The sequence below is a fragment of the Paraburkholderia atlantica genome (assembly GCF_009362785.1).
GTDB lineage: Bacteria > Pseudomonadota > Gammaproteobacteria > Burkholderiales > Burkholderiaceae > Paraburkholderia > Paraburkholderia atlantica.
Genome location: NZ_WHNQ01000010.1, coordinates 37,001 through 53,021, shown reverse-complemented (window position 1 = coordinate 53,021; position 16,021 = coordinate 37,001). Strand labels below are relative to the sequence as shown.

The window sequence follows — 16,021 nt, the reverse complement described above, 5'->3', positions numbered from 1 at the left end:
CAGTACCGTGGCAAAAACGTTTGCACGAAGTGTTTCCTATCGTCAACAGAGGGATTTTGCTCCGCTTGGTGGCCGGCCCAAGCTCAAGTAATATCCCGCTACGCCGGCGCAAGCCGGCCCTGAACCTGGAGGAAACATGAAGCAAAACAATCTGTTGCGCGTCGCGCGTGTGTCTACGCTCGTCGCAGCCGCAGCGGCATCCCTGCTTGGCGTCACGAGCGCGCAGGCCGCTGGGATTCCGAACAAAACCCTCGTTTACTGCTCGGAAGGCAGTCCCGCGGGTTTCGATCCGGCCCAATACACCACGGGCGTCGACTTCACGGCCAACACGTTCACCGTCTATAACCGCCTCGTCGAATTCGAGCGCGGCGGCACCAAGGTCGAGCCCGGCCTCGCCGAGAAGTGGGATGTGTCGCCCGATGGCAAGACCTACACGTTCCATCTGCGTCACGGCGTGAAGTTCCAGACCACCTCGTTCTTCAAGCCGACGCGCGAATTCAACGCGGACGACGTGGTGTTCTCGTTCCAGCGCATGCTCGACCCGAACCAGCCGTTCCGCAAGGCGTATCCGGTGCAGTTCCCGTACTTCACCGACATGGGCCTCGACAAGCTGATCACGAGCGTCGAGAAAGTCGACCCGTACACGGTCAAGTTCACGCTGAAGGAAGTCAACGCGCCGTTCATCCAGAATCTGGCGATGGAATATGCGTCGATCTTGTCGGCCGAATATGCGGATCAGCTGCTGAAGGCAGGCAAGGCCGCCGACATCAACCAGTTCCCGGTCGGTACCGGTCCGTTCATCTTCCGCAGCTACACGAAGGACGCGACGATCCGCTTCGACGGCAATCCGGAATACTGGAAGCCGAACGCGGTGCAGATCTCGAAGCTGATCTTCTCGATCACGCCGGACGCCGGCGTGCGCGTGCAGAAGATCAAGCGCGACGAATGCCAGGTGATGAGCTATCCGCGCCCGGCCGATATCGCGCCGCTGAAGGCCGAGCCGAACATCGACATGCCGTCGCAGCCGGGCTTCAACCTCGGCTACCTCGCGTACAACGTGACACACAAGCCGGTCGACAAGCTCGAAGTGCGTCAGGCGCTCGACATGGCGATCAACAAGAAGGCGATCATCGACTCGGTCTACCAGGGCGCGGGCCAGCTCGCGACGAACCCGATGCCGCCGACGCAATGGTCGTTCGTCAAGAACCTGCCGGCCGCCTCGTACGATCCGGCCAAGGCGAAGGATCTGCTGGCGAAGGCGGGCTACCCGAACGGCTTCGACCTCACGCTGTGGGCGATGCCGGTGCAGCGCGCGTACAACCCGAACGCGCGTCTGATGGCGGAAATGATCCAGGCGGACTGGGCGAAGATCGGCGTGAAGGCGAAGATCGTCACGTACGAATGGGGTGAGTACATCAAGCGCGCGCACGCGGGCGAACACGACTCGATGCTGATCGGCTGGACCGGCGACAACGGCGATCCGGACAACTGGCTCGGCACGCTGCTCGGCTGCGAGGCGATCAACGGCAACAACTTCTCGAAGTGGTGCTACAAGCCGTTCGACGATCTGATCCAGAAGGGCCGCACGACTTCGGACGTGCCGACCCGCACGAAGATCTACGGCGACGCGCAACATATCTTCGCGCAGCAACTGCCGTTCTCGCCGATCGCACACTCGACCGTCTATCAGCCGGTCAGCAAGAAGGTGGTCGACATGCGCATCGAACCGCTCGGCTACGCGCGCTTCGACGGCGTCAGCATCAAGTAATTCGTAAAGTTCGCACAGTACGCCGCAGTAGAGTACGCTTTCGCACGGTTAGAAAACTGGTCGAAATGGTCCGGCGACCGGGGTCACGAGCCCTCGTCGCCGGTTGCGTTTTTTCATCACCAGTACTATAGGAGCGAACTATGTTCCGCTTCGTTTTGCGCCGCATCGGCATGGTGATACCGACGTTCATCGGCATCACGATCCTCGCGTTCGCGCTGATTCACCTGATCCCGGGCGACCCCATCGAAGTGATGATGGGCGAGCGCGGCGTCGATCCCGCCATGCATGCGGCCGCGATGCACCGCCTCGGGCTCGACGAGCCCTTGCCGATCCAGTACTTCCACTACATCGTCCGAGCCTTGCACGGCAACCTCGGTACCTCGATCATCACCAACACCAGCGTGATGGGCGAATTCCTCGCGCGCTTTCCCGCCACCGTCGAACTGTCGATCTGCGCGATGCTGTTCGCGCTGATCGTCGGTCTGCCGGCGGGCGTGTTCGCGGCGCTGAGGCGCGGCACGGTGGTCGATCACGGCGTGATGGGCACCGCGCTGACCGGCTACTCGATGCCGATCTTCTGGTGGGGCTTGATCCTCATCATGGTGTTCTCGGTCAAGCTCGGCTTGACGCCGGTGTCGGGCCGCATCGCGGTCGAATACGACATTCCGCACTTGACCGGCTTCATGCTGATCGACTCGCTGATGTCCACCGACGAAGGTGCGTTCAAGTCCGCGCTCAGTCACCTGATCCTGCCCGCGATCGTGCTCGGCACGATTCCGCTCGCGGTCGTCGCGCGCATGACGCGCTCGTCGATGCTCGAAGTGCTGCGCGAGGACTACATCCGCACCGCGCGAGCGAAGGGCTTGTCGCCGGGACGCGTGATCGTCGTGCATGCGCTGCGCAATGCGCTGATTCCGGTCGTCACCGTGATCGGCCTGCAGGTCGGCACACTGCTTGCGGGCGCCGTGCTGACCGAAACGCTATTCTCGTGGCCGGGCATCGGCAAATGGCTGATCGACGCGATCGGCCGGCGCGATTATCCGGTCGTGCAGGGCGGTATCCTGCTCATCGCGACGCTGGTGATCGTCGTGAACCTCGTCGTCGATCTGTTGTACGGCGTGTTGAATCCCCGCATCCGCCATACGAGGTAAATGACAATGGCTGATATCCAAAACACCGTCCCCCAAGCGGTCACCCCACCGAGCGGCCGCGCCATCGCGGCACGCGAATTCTGGGCGAACTTCTCGCGCAACCGCGGCGCGGTCGGCGCGGGCATCATCGTGCTGGTGCTGATCTTCATCGCGATCTTCGCACCGCTGATCGCGCCGCACAGCCCGATCGAGCAGTATCGCGACTCCGTGAAGATTCCGCCCGCGTGGCTCGACGGCGGCAACTGGAAGTTCATTCTCGGCACCGACGAAGCGGGCCGCGACATCCTCTCGCGTCTGATGTACGGCGCGCGGCTGTCGTTCTGGATCGGCTTCGTGTCGGTCGTGCTGGCGCTGATTCCGGGCGTCGTGCTCGGCCTCATCGCCGCGTTCTTCGAGAAATGGGCCGACACGCCGATCATGCGCATCATGGACGTGCTGCTCGCGCTGCCGTCGCTGCTGCTCGCGGTCGCGGTGGTCGCGATCATCGGTCCGGGTCTCGTCAACACGATGCTCGCGATCGCGATCGTCGCGCTGCCGGGCTATGTGCGTCTGACGCGCGCGTCCGCGCAGGGCGAGTTGCAGAAGGAGTATGTGACCGCTTCGCGCGTCGCGGGTGCGAGCACGTTGCGGCTGATGTTCTCGCAGGTGCTGCCGAACTGCACCGCGCCGCTGATCGTGCAGGCCACTCTCGGCTTTTCGTCGGCGATTCTCGATGCCGCCGCGCTCGGCTTCCTCGGCCTCGGCGTGCAGCCGCCGTCGGCGGAGTGGGGCGCGATGCTCGCGTCGGCGCGCGATTACATCGACAGCGCATGGTGGATCGTCACGATGCCCGGTCTGTCCATCCTGATCTCGGTGCTGGCGATCAACCTGCTCGGCGACGGGCTGCGCGACGCGCTCGACCCCAAACTGAAACGGATGGCCTGACCATGAGCAATCTACTGACCATCCGCAATCTCGCGGTCAACTTCAGCGGCTTGCCCGCGGTCGACCGCATCAATCTGGACGTCGCGCCGGGCGAAGTGCTCGGCGTGGTCGGCGAATCGGGCTCGGGCAAGAGCGTGACGATGATGGCGCTGATGGGCCTGATCGACGCGCCCGGCAAGGTCACCGCCGACGAAATCACGTTCGACGGCAAGAACCTGCTGAACGCCTCCGCGAAGGAACGCCGCAAGATCATCGGCAAGGACATCGCGATGGTGTTCCAGGACGCGCTGACGAGCCTGAACCCGAGCTACACGGTCGGCTATCAGATCAAGGAAGTGCTGAAACTGCACGAAGGCTTGCGCGGCAGCGCGCTCGACAAACGCGCGCTCGAACTGCTGGATCAGGTCGGCATTCCCGATGCGAAGAACCGCGTCGGCGCGTTTCCGCATCAGATGTCGGGCGGCATGAACCAGCGCGTGATGATCGCGATGGCGATCGCCTGCAACCCGAAGCTGCTGATCGCCGACGAGCCGACCACCGCGCTCGACGTGACGATCCAGGCGCAGATCATGGAACTGCTGATGCGCCTGCAGAAGGAACGCGGCATGGCGCTCGTGCTGATTTCGCACGACCTGGCCGTGGTGTCCGAGGTCGCGCAGCGCGTCGCCGTGATGTACGCGGGCGAGGTGATCGAGACGAACAAGGTGCCCGACATCTTCGCCGCGCCTCATCATCCGTACACAGAAGCGCTGCTGGCCGCGATTCCCGAGCACAACGTCGGCGCGGTGCGGCTCGCGGCGCTGCCGGGCATGGTGCCGGGCCGCGACGACCGGCCCAAGGGCTGCCTGTTCGCGCCGCGCTGCAAGTACGTGGTCGACGACTGCATGAAGGCGCGCCCCGCGCTCGCTCCACTGCCCGCTCACGCGGAGTTCACGCGCGTGCGCTGCATCAAGCCGCTGAACCTCGAGAAGGACGCCAACGTTCACACGCAAGGAGGCGCCCGATGAGCGCAGCACTCGAACCCCGTCGCCAGTCGGATCGTACTGGCGACCAGGTGCTCGTCGCCGACCAGCTCGCGCGCTACTACACCGTCAAGCGCGGCATGTTCGCGCACGGCACGGTGAAGGCGCTGAACGGTGTGTCGTTCGCGCTCGAACGCGGCAAGACGCTGGCGGTAGTCGGCGAATCCGGCTGCGGCAAGTCGACGCTCGCGCGTCAGCTGACGATGATCGAAACGCCGAGCGCGGGCCGCCTGCTGATCGATGGCGAGGACGTGGCCGGCGCGAATCACGAGAAGATCGCGGCGCTCAGGCGGCGCGTGCAGATGGTGTTCCAGAACCCGTTTGCATCGCTCAATCCGCGCAAGACCGTCGAGCAAACGCTCGGCGAACCGCTCGCGATCAACACGCAGATGAGCGCGACCGAGCGCGCCGAGCGCATCGCGCAGATGATGCGCACGGTCGGCCTGCGGCCCGAGCACGCGAAGCGCTATCCGCACATGTTCTCCGGCGGCCAGCGTCAGCGGGTCGCAATCGCGCGCGCGATGATCCTCGATCCGCAGATCGTCGTCGCCGACGAACCGGTGTCCGCGCTCGACGTGTCGATCCAGGCGCAGATCCTGAACCTGTTCATGGACCTGCAGGACGAGTTCAAGACCAGCTACGTGTTCATCTCGCACAACCTGTCGGTGGTCGAGCATATCGCCGACGACGTGATGGTCATGTACTTCGGCGGCGTCGCCGAGCTGGGCGACAAGAAGCGCATCTTCTCGAAGCCGCGCCATCCGTACACGCGCGCGCTGATGTCGGCGACCCCGTCGATCTTCGAGGCGGACCGCACGATCAAGATCAAGCTGCAAGGCGAAATGCCGTCGCCGCTGAATCCGCCGTCGGGCTGCACGTTCCATCAGCGCTGCCCGTACGTGATCGATCGTTGCCGCAGCGAGGTGCCGAAGCTGCGTGAAGTGGACGGGCGCCTCGTCTCGTGTCACCGCGCCGAAGAGGTGGGGGACATGGATGCCTGATGGGGTGGCGGCGCGTCGTCTTGCGCGCCGCTTGTGTGAGGGCGGCGGGATAGCCGCCTTCGCGCGGCGCCGCGGGGCGCGGGCGCCGGGAGGCGCCGCGCCCTGCGGCGCATTTGCTGGAAGCTTCGTCAGCGAGTTTTTTCCCGCGTTTTTCTGTGCGTTTGTCGATGCGCTCGCGCGCGCCTTGTTTTCCGTATTTTTCCCCGCGTCGCTGTCCGCTTTTTTGCGGCTAGGCTGCGCGCTGTCGGTCGGCGTGGCCGTGCCCGGCATCGCTGACGCGGCCGGCGCGGCGGCCAATACGCCAGTCCAAAGTGCCCAGGCGGCCCAGGCGGCCCGGCCGGCGGTCACTGTGCCAGCCACGCCACCGCCGTCGATTGCGCCGCCCCCGGTGCCCGGCACCACCGCGAGCGGACCGGTGCGTCAGCAACCGGCGCGCATGCCGTTCTATGTCGCGACACGCGGCAATATCACCATCTATGTGCTCGGCACGCTGCACGTCGGCGATCCGGCCGACTATCCGGCGGGACAGCCGTTCCGCGCGCCGATCCTCGCGGCGCTCGCCGCGTCGCCAACGCTCGCGCTCGAACTGTCGCCGGACGAACTGCTGGTGTCGCAGGACGACGTCTCCAGGTACGGCGTGTGCAAGCACGACTGCCTGCCGGGCCTGCTGCCCGAACCGTTATGGCACAAGCTCGCGCTGCGGCTGCGCGGCAACCCGGCCGCGCTCGATGCGATCAAGAAGATGCGGCCGTGGCTTGCGTCGCTGGTGGTCGAGACCTACGACTCGCTGTCAGCGGGTCTGCAGACGGAGTACGGCACCGAAGCGCAATTGCAGAACGTGTATCTGAAGACGCGCGGCAAGATCGTCGGACTCGAAACGCTCGCGCAGCAGATGCGTTCGTTCACCGGACTGTCGGCCGCGCAGCAGCGAGAGATGCTCGCCCAGGATCTGGTGCAGACGCCGGCGCAGAACGTTCAGGACGTGCGCACGCTGCATCGTCTGTGGCAGGTCGGCGATGCCGATGCGATCGCCGCGTGGCAGGCCGCCAAATCTGAGAAGCTCGCGCGCGATCTCCGCATCTCCGATTCGATTGACAACCGGATCGTCTACGAGCGCAATCGCCGCTTCGTCGCGAAGATGCTGCAGCTCGCCGCGCCGAACAAGCCGCTGTTCGTCGCGATCGGCGCGCTGCATCTGGGTGGGCCGAAGGGCGTGCTGCAGCTGTTGCGGCAGCACGGCTTCGTGGTGGAGGCGGGGTGAGCGACGCAAGACCGTTCGCGTCTTTTCACGCGCCGCTTGTCTGAACGACGCGCTTGTCAGCAGCACTAGAGAAACATCAAGAAATTGAGCAGAAAAATATTGATCACCAGCAGCGTCAACGCCGTCGGAATCTGCGCCTTGATCACCGCATTCTTGTCGGGTAATTCGAGCAGCGCGACCGGCACCATGTTGAAGTTAGCGGCCATTGGCGTCATCAGCGTGCCGCAGTAGCCGGAGAACATGCCGATCGCGGCCATCACGGCCGGGTTGCCGTGGAATACGCCGACGAGGATCGGCACGCCGACGCCGCCCGTCATCACCGGAAACGCCGCGAAGCCGTTGCCCATCACCATCGTGAACAGCGCCATGCCGATGCAGTACACGGCCACCGCAACGAAGCGGTAGTCGAGGCTGATATACGACGTGGTCAGGTGCGCGACCGCCTTGCCGACGCCCGCGTCCGAGAACACGAGGCCGAGCATGCCGAGCATCTGCGGCAGCACCGCGGCCCACGACAGCGCATCGACGAGGCGGCGCGCCTCCTTCATCGACTGACCGACCGTGTCGCGCGTGATCACGCAGGCGATCGCGAGCGCGATCACACATCCAAGACCAAAGCCGATCAGCGTGACGTTGGCCTTCTCGATCAACGGCACGCCACCGAACACCAGGTGGCTTGCGGCCAACGTGATGATCACGGTGACGACCGGAATCGTCAGCGCGGGGACGAACAGCTTGTTGCGCAGACGCGCGGCGCTCGCCTGGCGTGTTTCGAGCGACAGCGTCTTCGGCTTGCCCGCCGTGACGCCGCCGAAGCCCGCGATCAGCGCCATTGCGATCACCGCGACTCCGACCACGGCCGGCGGCAGCCGGTCGCCGACCAGGAAGATCAGCGCGTAAAGAATCCAGAAGCCGCCCGCCGTGAAGCGGCGCGGATGCTGGCGGTCCGTAACGATCATGCCGCCGACGATCAGCAGCACGATGCCGAGCAACCAGAACAGATAGGTGATCGTGAAGGTCATGCTTCGTCTCCGGTAGCACGCGGGGCCGACGACGGTTTCGATGTGGCAGTCGCTTTTGCGCTCGAAGTACCGCCCGACACCTTGCCGCGCAATTCACGCTCGAGCCACCGGTCGAGCAGCCAGAGCCGGAAGCCATGCACGATGAACGCGCTGATCGCGGTCGGAATGCCCCACACCGCCACGTGAATCGGCTCGACGACGATGCCCGCTTCCTTCAGGAAGGTCGTCATCAGCACGATCGCGCCGAACGCGACGAAGATGTCCTCACCGAAAAACAGGCCGACGTTGTCAGTTGCGGCAGAGAACGCGCGCAGCCGGAAGCGCACCGCGTCGCTGATCTTGCCGAAGCGGTTCTCGGTCGCGCCCTCGGCCATCGGCGCGATCAGCGGACGCACCATCTGCGGATGGCCGCCGAGCCCGGTCAGGCCGACCGCGGCGGTCAGCTCGCGCACGGCCAGATAGACGATCAATAGCCGCCCGGCGGTCGCCGCCTTGATGCCGCTGATCCACGCCTGCGCGCGTTCGCGCAGGCCGTGCCGTTCGAGCAGGCCGATCACCGCGAGCGGCAGCAGGATGATCAGCGGGATGTTGCGCGTCTTGATGAAGCCGGTGCCGATCAGCGCGAGAATTTTTTCCGGCGGGAAATGCGCGGCGAAACCGGTGATGATTGCGGCCACGGCCACGATCAGCATCGGATTGAAGCGCAACAGAAAGCCAACGATGATGACGGCCACTCCGATGAGCGGCCATAGACTGACGGTTGTCTGCATCAGGGTCTCCAAAGAGGTGATTCAACTTCGCCGCGGGTGGCGGCTGACGTGAACCGGTGCATGCGGCCCCATGCGCCGGCGTGCTGCCGCGGCTCTGCGGCCGCGTCGAACTCTCTTTACCTGCCCCGCGGATGCGTGTGCATCGGCATCGGCGGGTTTGCAGCGGGCATCACCGCGCGCGCGGTGTGCACGGCGGTGATGCGAACGCTCAGACGCGCGCGGCGCCCGCCGGGTGCACTTCGATGCCGGCGTCGGCGAGCGCGGCCCGAATGCGTCGCGCGAACGCGAGCGCGTGCGGTCCGTCGCCGTGCAGGCAGATGGTTTGCGCCTTCAGCGGCACCCACTGTCCGTCGACGGCCTTCACGCGTTGCTCGCGGATCATCGTGAGCGTGCGCGCGAGCACTTCGTCCTCGTCGTCGAGCAGCGCGCCAGGCTCCTTGCGCGGCACCAGCGAGCCGTCGGCGCGATAGCCGCGATCGGCGAACACCTCCTCGATCGCGGTCAGGCCCGCGTTGCGCGCGGCGCTGACGAGCCCGCTGTTGGCGAGCGCGAACACCGCCACCGACGGATCGAAGTCGTGCACCGCGGAGACGATCGCGTCGGCGATTTTCGCGTCGCGCGCGGCCTGGTTGTACAGCGCGCCGTGCGGCTTCACGTGCGCGATGCGCCCGCCCTCGGCCTGCGCGATCGCCGACAGCGCGCCGAGTTGATACAGCACGCCCGCATAGATCTCGCCCGCCGGCAGATCCATTTCCTTGCGGCCGAAATTCTCGGGATCGTTGAAGCTCGGATGCGCGCCGATCGACACGCCTTTCTGCACAGCCCAGCGCACGCAGTCACGCATCGCGTTGGGACCGCCCGCATGCCAGCCGCACGCGATGTTGGCCGAGCTCACGAGGTCGAGCAGCGCCTCATCGGAGCCGCAACCTTCGCCGAGATCGGCGTTCAGATCGATTTCCATGGGGATTCCTCTATTCACCGTTACAGCGCCGCGAGCGCCGCCTGGCGCGTGCAACGCTCTTCATGCATCGCGATCGCGGCATCGATCTGCCGCAGATACGTGCGTTCTTCCAGCAAAGCCTGGCGCGCCTCGTAGGGCGTCGTCGGGATGAAACGGACCGCCGCGTTCAGCCGCACCTGCGCGAGCTTCCACAGATCGGCTTGGATCACCGCGCCGATCTTCGGATAGCCGCCGGTGGTCTGCGCGTCGCTCATCAGCACGATCGGCTGACCGTTCGGCGGCACCTGGATCGTGCCGGGCAGCACCGCGTGCGACAGCAGATCGGTCTTGTGCGTGCGTTTGAGCTCCGTGCCGGCGAGGCGGTAGCCCATGCGGTTGCTGTTCGGCGTGACGAGCCACTCGTCGGACCAGAACGACTGCTGCGCATCCGGGGTGAAGCTGTCGTATTCGGGGCCGCGCAGCACGCGGATCGGAATCGCCCACGGCACGCCCGACGGATGCCGGCCGCGCCGCAGCGGCTCGGGGACCAGCACGAATTTGCACCATGTGGGCGCCTTCACGCCGAACGCGGGCGCCTCGGGCGCGAAGCCGAGGTGGCCGCGCTGCGGCGGCGCGCCGACCGGCAGACGGTCGCCGTCATTGAGCGCGCGGCCGCCGAGTCCACCGAAGCGGCCGGCGAGGTCGGTGCTGCGCGAGCCGAGCATCGGCAGCACGTCGATGCCGCCCGCCACGCAGACATAACCGCGCATGCCGCGCTTGGCCGCGTTCAGCACGAGCTCCTGGCCGGCCTGCACGGGCAGGCTCCACCATGAATAGACCGGCTTGCCGTCGAGCGTCGAGCCGAAGTCGGGACCGGCGATCGCGACGCGCGTTGCGCGCAGAAAGCGCAGCACGGTCGGGCCGAAGGTGATTTCGAGCCCGGCCGCGTCGGGGCGATTGCCGACCAGCCGGTTGCCGACTTCGAGCGACAGCCGGTCGAGCGCACCACTCATCGCGACACCGAGATGCCGGTAGCCGTGGCGGCCGAGGTCCTGGATCGTGGTCTGGAGACCCGCGCGGATCACGTCGATCATGTGTGCATCCCCGCGATCGTGAAGCGCACCCGGTCGCCGGGCTGCAGCAGGGTGGGCGGGCGGCGCGCCGGGTCGAACAGCGGCACCTCGGTGCGGCCGATCAGCTGCCAGCCGCCCGGCGACACCGCCGGATAGATGCCGGTCTGCTCGCCGCCGATGCCGACCGAGCCCGCCGGCACCTCCAGCCGTGGCGACGCGCGGCGCGGCGTGTGCAGCGCGGCGTCGAGCCCACCCATATAGGCGAAGCCGGGCTGGAAGCCGAGAAAGAACACGACGTAAGCGCCGCCCGCATGACGCTCGACAACCTCGCTCGCGCTCAAGCCCGTATGTTCGGCGACCGCCTGCAGATCGGGGCCGAATGCGCCGCCGTACTGCACCGGTATTTCGACGTCGCGTCCCGGCGCGGCGACTTTGGCCGCTGCGTTCCACGCCGTCAGCAACTGCTCGCCGAGCGCATCGGCGTCGGTTGCGAGCGGGTCGAACACGAGCGTCAGATTGTTCATGCCGGGCACGACTTCCAGCACCTGCGGCCACTCGCGCGCGGCTTCAGCGGCAGCCCATACGCGCTGCTGGCACTCCAGCGTGGCGGGCGGGGGCGCTTCGCAGACGAGCGCGGCATCGCCGAGTGGAAAGATTCGTGGTTGGCTCATGTGTGGGCGGCCCGGATCGAGTCTGAAAATGAGGCGGACGGCGCGACGCGTGGGCGCAGGTCCGGCATGGAGTCGGCGACGATTGGAGAATACATTATCAATAAAATATCGACGATTTACCAATAAGCGTTTTTGCCAGGCTCGTCGGCGATGAGGCATCGTCGTACACTTGCGACACTTTTCCAGCCCATTTTCGTCACGGGAACCTCGTATGACGCGTCATCCCACCAAGATCGTTTCGTCGGAACACCTCGTCTCCGAGAGCAGCGCGGAACTGTCCGAGCTCGAGTACGCGCTGATCATGGCGGGCAATGCGTTCAACCGCTGGATGGTGCGCTGCATGTCGGCGGCCGGCGACAAGGACATGACCGCAATCGAGGTGTCGCTGCTGCACCACGTGAGCCATCGCGAGCGCCGCAAGAAGCTCGCGGACATCTGCTTCGTGCTGAACATCGAGGACACGCACGTCGCGACTTACGCGTTGAAGAAGCTCGTAGCTAGAGGGTACGTAAAAAGCGAAAAGACCGGCAAGGAAGTGTTCTTTTCCGCAACCGAGGCGGGCCGCGAGCTATGCCTGAAGTATCGGGAGGTGCGCGAAAACTGCCTCATCTCGACGCTCAAGGAAAGCGGCCTGACCAACCAGCAGATCGGCGAGGCCGCGCAGTTGATGCGCAATGCGTCGGGTCTGTACGACACGGCGGCGCGCGCGGCCGCTTCGCTGTAACGACGAAATACCGCGCAAACGCTGCGCATCACACGCCGTGCATCGCGCGTTCAGTCCGGCAGCGCCGGATGAAACCCCGCTTCGGTCACGATCAGATCGAGCGGAATGTCGTGGGCCTCGCGTTCCAGCGTGTCGGTGCGGCACGCTTCGTACGCGATGCCTACCGTGATCGGCTTGTGAGCTGCCGGCCAGCCGGCCAGCGTGCGGTCGTAATAGCCGCCGCCATAGCCGAGGCGGTAGCCGTCCGAGTCGAAACCCACGCAGGGCACGAACAGCAGCTCGGGCAGCACGACGCGCCCCGAGGTGGGCTCGGCAATCTTGTGATGACCGATTTTCATCGGCGTCGCGGGCGTCCACGCATGGAATTCGAGTGCCATGCCACGTTCTTTAATGATTGGCAGACTGGCTTCGTGATGCGGGTCGGTGGCGAGCCAGACCCCGATCGCGCCGCGCGCGTCGAACTCGCCGGCGAGCGGCCAGTAGAATCCGGCGCTGCGTACCGCGTAGTGCTTCAAAGCATCGAGCATTCGACGCCCGAGCGCGGCGTTCTTCGACGGCTCGGAAGCCGCTTGCAGACGGCTTTCCAGCAACATCCGGCGCAGCGCCTTTTTCGTTGCGGGGACAGGGTTGCATGCTATGCTTGGGTCCAATTCGCGCTCCAGAAACAACGATGTCAAAACGCCTTTTTCGAGTATATCGCGCGGCCGGTATCGCGCTGGCCGCAGCGGGACTCGTGGCCTGCAGCACTGCCTCGGCCGTCAAGCCTCTTCCGATCGCCCAACTCACGAACGACGACCAGATTTTCGTCCAGCTTCGCGAAGCCGCGCGCACTAACGACGCAGCGCGTGCAGCCCAGCTAGCGAGCATGATCCCGAATTATCCGGCGCCCTCGTATCTGGAGTACTTCCAGATCAAGCCGCAGCTGTTCGATTCGACCGGCCATGCGCGCATCGACGCGCCGGACGCGCCGGTGCTCGCGTTCCTGCAGAAGTACGACGGCCAGGCGATCGCCGATCGCATGCGCAACGACTATCTGACCGTGCTCGGCACGCGCCATGACTGGCGCAACTTCGACCAGCAGTACGCGAAGTTCGTACTCGACGACGACACTCAGGTCAAGTGCTACGCGCTCGAATCGCGCGCGTCGCGCGGTGAGAACGTCGCGGACGCGGCGCGCGCGCTGCTCGTCGATCCGAAGTGGTACGGCGACGGCTGCGTCGATCTCATCACGGTGCTCGGCGTGAACCGCCAGTTCAGCGCCGACGACATCTGGGCGCAGATCCGTCTCGCGTACGAACAGAACTACACGAACACCGGCAGCAAGCTCGTGGACGCACTCGGCGACCAGCCGCCCGACCCAGTGCTGTTCAGCCAGGCCGCCAATACGCCGCCGCTACTGCTCGCGCGCGGCGTCGGACCGGATGCGCAATCGCATCAGCTAGCGCTGCTCGCGATCACGCGCATGGCGCGCAACGATCCGGCCATGGCCGCGGCTACGTTCGCGTCGGTCGCGCCGTCGCTGAATTCGCCGGAGCGCGCGATCGGCTGGGGCACGATCGGCTATCAGGGCGCGCTCAAGCAGATGCCTGGCGCGGTCGACTGGTTCCGGCTGTCGGCGAACGCGCCGCTGTCGAATCCCGCGTATGAATGGCGCACGCGCAGTGCATTGCTCGCCGGCGACTGGAACATGGTGCGCTGGTCGATCGAGCAGATGCCCGAGTCGCTGCGCAAGCAGCCGTCGTGGGTGTATTGGCACGGGCGCGCGCTGAAGCAGGCCGGCGACACGGCCACGGCCAACCAGGAATTCCAGTCGATCGCGTCGAACTTCAACTTCTACGGCCAGCTTGCGCTCGAAGAACTCGGCCAGAAGATCACCGTGCCGCCGAAAACCACGGTCACCGACGCCGAAGTGCAGCAGGCCGGCACCACGCCGGGCTTCGATCTGGCGCAGCGCTTCTATGCGCTGAATCTGCGGCTCGAAGGCAATCGCGAGTGGAACTGGCCGCTGCGCGGCATGACCGACCGGCAACTGCTGGCGGCCGCCGAGTACGCGCGCCGCATCGAGCTGTACGACCGCACCGTCAACACCGCGGACCGCACGAAGAGCGAGCACGATTTTTCACTGCGCTATCTATCGCCGTTCCGCAACGTCGTCGAGCAGGACGCGCAGTCGAGCGGGCTCGACGTCGAGTGGGCGTACGGGCTGATTCGCCAGGAGTCGCGCTTCATCATCAACGCGCGCTCGGACGTCGGCGCGGGCGGACTGATGCAGCTGATGCCCGCCACCGCGCAACTGGTCGCGAAGAAAATCGGTCTGGGCCCGCTCTCGCGCGAGCAGATGAACGACATCAACACCAACATCCTGCTCGGCACGAACTACCTGGCGATGATCTACAATCAGTTCGACGGGTCCGCCGTGCTGGCCACCGCTGGCTACAACGCAGGTCCGGGCCGTCCGCGCAACTGGCGGCAGTCGCTGCAGCGCCCGGTCGAAGGCGCGGTGTTCGCCGAGGCGATTCCGTTCCAGGAAACTCGCGACTACGTCAAGAATGTGCTGTCCAACACGGTCTACTACGCGGCATTGTTCGAAGGCCGTCCGCAATCGCTGAAGGCGCGCCTGGGTTACATCGCACCGTAAGCGCCTTGCCGCCGCAATCTCGTTTCGAGATTGCGGCGCGCTTCGCCAGCCGTTGCCGCGGCTTCCATCAGGGAGTCGAAAAATGCGACATCAAGCTATCGCGGTCATCGGCGGCTCCGGATTCATCGGCAGCTACCTCGTCAACTCGCTCGTCGAAATGGGCAAGGACGTGCGCGTCGCCACACGGCGACGCTACAACGCGCGCCATCTGACCATGCTGCCAATCGACGTGCTCGAAACCGACGTGTTCGATCCAGTGCAGCTCGCGCGCTTCGTCGAAGGCGCGGATTGCGTGATCAACCTCGTCGGTATCCTGAACGGCAAACGCGGCAAGCCTTATGGACGGGAGTTCGCGCATGCGCACGTCGAGCTGCCGACGCGCATCGTCGCCGCCTGCGAAGGCAAGGGCGTGCATCGGCTGATTCATCTGAGCGCGCTCGGCGCCAATCCGAGCGGCCCGAGCATGTATGCGCGCTCGAAGGGCGACGGCGAGAAAGCCGTGCATGCGGCGAACGTCGCGTGGACGATTTTCCGGCCGTCCGTCGTGTTCGGTCCCGAGGACGCGTTTCTGAACAAGTTCGCGTTTTTGCAGCGCGTGTTTCCGGCCATCCCGCTCGCGATGCCGGACGCGCAATTCCAGCCGGTCTATGTCGGCGACGTCGCGAAGGCGATCGTCAACGTGCTCGATATGGATGGCGCGAGCGGCCGCACCTACGAACTCGGCGGCCCCACCGTCTATACGCTCGAAGACCTGGTGTCGTATTGCGGCGACGTGATCGGCAAGCATGCGCGCATCATCCGTCTGCCCGAGCCGCTCGCGCGGCTGCAGGCGCTGAGCTTCGAATTGGCGCCGGGCGAACCGGTGATTTCGCGCGACAATCTCGATTCGATGAAGGTCGCCAATATTCTGAGCGGGCCGCTCGCGCCGGAGCTCGGACTCGAACCGGTCAGCATCGAAGCGATCGTGCCGACGTATCTGACCGGGGCGGCCTCGGGTTCGCGACTCGACACGTTCCGCGCCAGCGCGGGGCGCTGAAACCTATTTCCCACTCCCTG

15 protein-coding genes are annotated in these 16,021 nt (G+C 65.5%); 9 read left to right on the top strand and 6 right to left on the bottom strand.

The annotated features are described in order from the left end of the window. The first annotated feature begins 136 nt into the window (after positions 1–136). The 6 genes from GCT19_RS16575 (at position 137) to GCT19_RS16550 (ending at position 7,127) form a co-directional block, all read left to right on the top strand. Entirely contained in the window at positions 137–1,768 is a 1,632-nt protein-coding gene (locus GCT19_RS16575; RefSeq protein WP_152852545.1) for an ABC transporter substrate-binding protein, read from the top strand. 140 nt (positions 1,769–1,908) lie between these two features. Next, positions 1,909–2,919, top strand: a complete 1,011-nt coding sequence (locus GCT19_RS16570; protein WP_018432549.1) for an ABC transporter permease subunit — start codon at positions 1,909–1,911, stop codon at positions 2,917–2,919. A 6-nt stretch (positions 2,920–2,925) separates the two neighbouring features. Then, a complete protein-coding gene (locus GCT19_RS16565; RefSeq protein WP_013090823.1) occupies positions 2,926–3,843 on the top strand; it encodes an ABC transporter permease subunit in 918 nt (305 codons plus the stop codon). 2 nt (positions 3,844–3,845) lie between these two features. After that, the gene (locus GCT19_RS16560; protein WP_152852544.1) at positions 3,846–4,850 is read left to right on the top strand and encodes an ABC transporter ATP-binding protein; all 1,005 of its coding nucleotides are present in this window, start codon (positions 3,846–3,848) and stop codon (positions 4,848–4,850) included. Beyond that, on the top strand, positions 4,847–5,866 hold the full coding sequence (locus GCT19_RS16555) for a peptide ABC transporter ATP-binding protein (RefSeq protein WP_152852543.1): 1,020 nt from the start codon (positions 4,847–4,849) through the stop codon (positions 5,864–5,866). The genes GCT19_RS16560 and GCT19_RS16555 overlap by 4 nt, the downstream gene beginning before the upstream one ends. Then, positions 5,859–7,127, top strand: coding sequence for a TraB/GumN family protein (locus GCT19_RS16550; protein WP_152852542.1), 1,269 nt, complete (start codon positions 5,859–5,861; stop codon positions 7,125–7,127). The genes GCT19_RS16555 and GCT19_RS16550 overlap by 8 nt, the downstream gene beginning before the upstream one ends. Before the next feature lie 65 nt (positions 7,128–7,192). Here the strand turns inward: GCT19_RS16550 and GCT19_RS16545 are convergent, their stop codons facing one another. From GCT19_RS16545 to pxpB, 5 genes are all read right to left on the bottom strand, one after another. Beyond that, positions 7,193–8,149, bottom strand: a complete 957-nt coding sequence (locus GCT19_RS16545; RefSeq protein WP_018432553.1) for a DUF979 domain-containing protein — start codon at positions 8,147–8,149, stop codon at positions 7,193–7,195. Then, on the bottom strand, positions 8,146–8,919 hold the full coding sequence (locus tag GCT19_RS16540; RefSeq protein ID WP_018432554.1) for a DUF969 domain-containing protein: 774 nt from the start codon (positions 8,917–8,919) through the stop codon (positions 8,146–8,148). The genes GCT19_RS16545 and GCT19_RS16540 overlap by 4 nt, the downstream gene beginning before the upstream one ends. 208 nt (positions 8,920–9,127) lie before the next feature. Next, positions 9,128–9,880, bottom strand: a complete 753-nt coding sequence (gene pxpA / locus GCT19_RS16535) for a 5-oxoprolinase subunit PxpA (RefSeq protein ID WP_152852541.1) — start codon at positions 9,878–9,880, stop codon at positions 9,128–9,130. A gap of 20 nt (positions 9,881–9,900) precedes the next feature. Beyond that, a complete protein-coding gene (locus GCT19_RS16530) occupies positions 9,901–10,953 on the bottom strand; it encodes a 5-oxoprolinase subunit C family protein (protein ID WP_018432556.1) in 1,053 nt (350 codons plus the stop codon). Beyond that, positions 10,950–11,603, bottom strand: coding sequence for a 5-oxoprolinase subunit PxpB (pxpB, locus tag GCT19_RS16525; protein WP_018432557.1), 654 nt, complete (start codon positions 11,601–11,603; stop codon positions 10,950–10,952). The genes GCT19_RS16530 and pxpB overlap by 4 nt, the downstream gene beginning before the upstream one ends. Positions 11,604–11,814: 211 nt before the next feature. On the opposite strand from pxpB, the gene GCT19_RS16520 reads away from it, so the two are divergent. Further along, positions 11,815–12,327: a winged helix DNA-binding protein gene (locus GCT19_RS16520; protein ID WP_018432558.1), complete on the top strand. Its 513-nt coding sequence runs from the start codon at positions 11,815–11,817 to the stop codon at positions 12,325–12,327. 50 nt (positions 12,328–12,377) lie between these two features. Here GCT19_RS16520 and GCT19_RS16515 read toward each other — a convergent pair whose 3' ends face one another. Further along, positions 12,378–12,920, bottom strand: coding sequence for a 5-formyltetrahydrofolate cyclo-ligase (locus GCT19_RS16515; protein ID WP_018432559.1), 543 nt, complete (start codon positions 12,918–12,920; stop codon positions 12,378–12,380). 77 nt (positions 12,921–12,997) lie between these two features. On the opposite strand from GCT19_RS16515, the gene GCT19_RS16510 reads away from it, so the two are divergent. After that, positions 12,998–14,965 carry a lytic transglycosylase domain-containing protein gene (locus GCT19_RS16510; protein WP_152852540.1) on the top strand — a complete coding sequence of 656 codons (1,968 nt, stop codon included), beginning with the start codon at positions 12,998–13,000 and terminating at the stop codon, positions 14,963–14,965. A gap of 82 nt (positions 14,966–15,047) precedes the next feature. Continuing rightward, on the top strand, positions 15,048–16,001 hold the full coding sequence (locus tag GCT19_RS16505; RefSeq protein ID WP_018432561.1) for a complex I NDUFA9 subunit family protein: 954 nt from the start codon (positions 15,048–15,050) through the stop codon (positions 15,999–16,001). Positions 16,002–16,021: the final 20 nt, after the last annotated feature.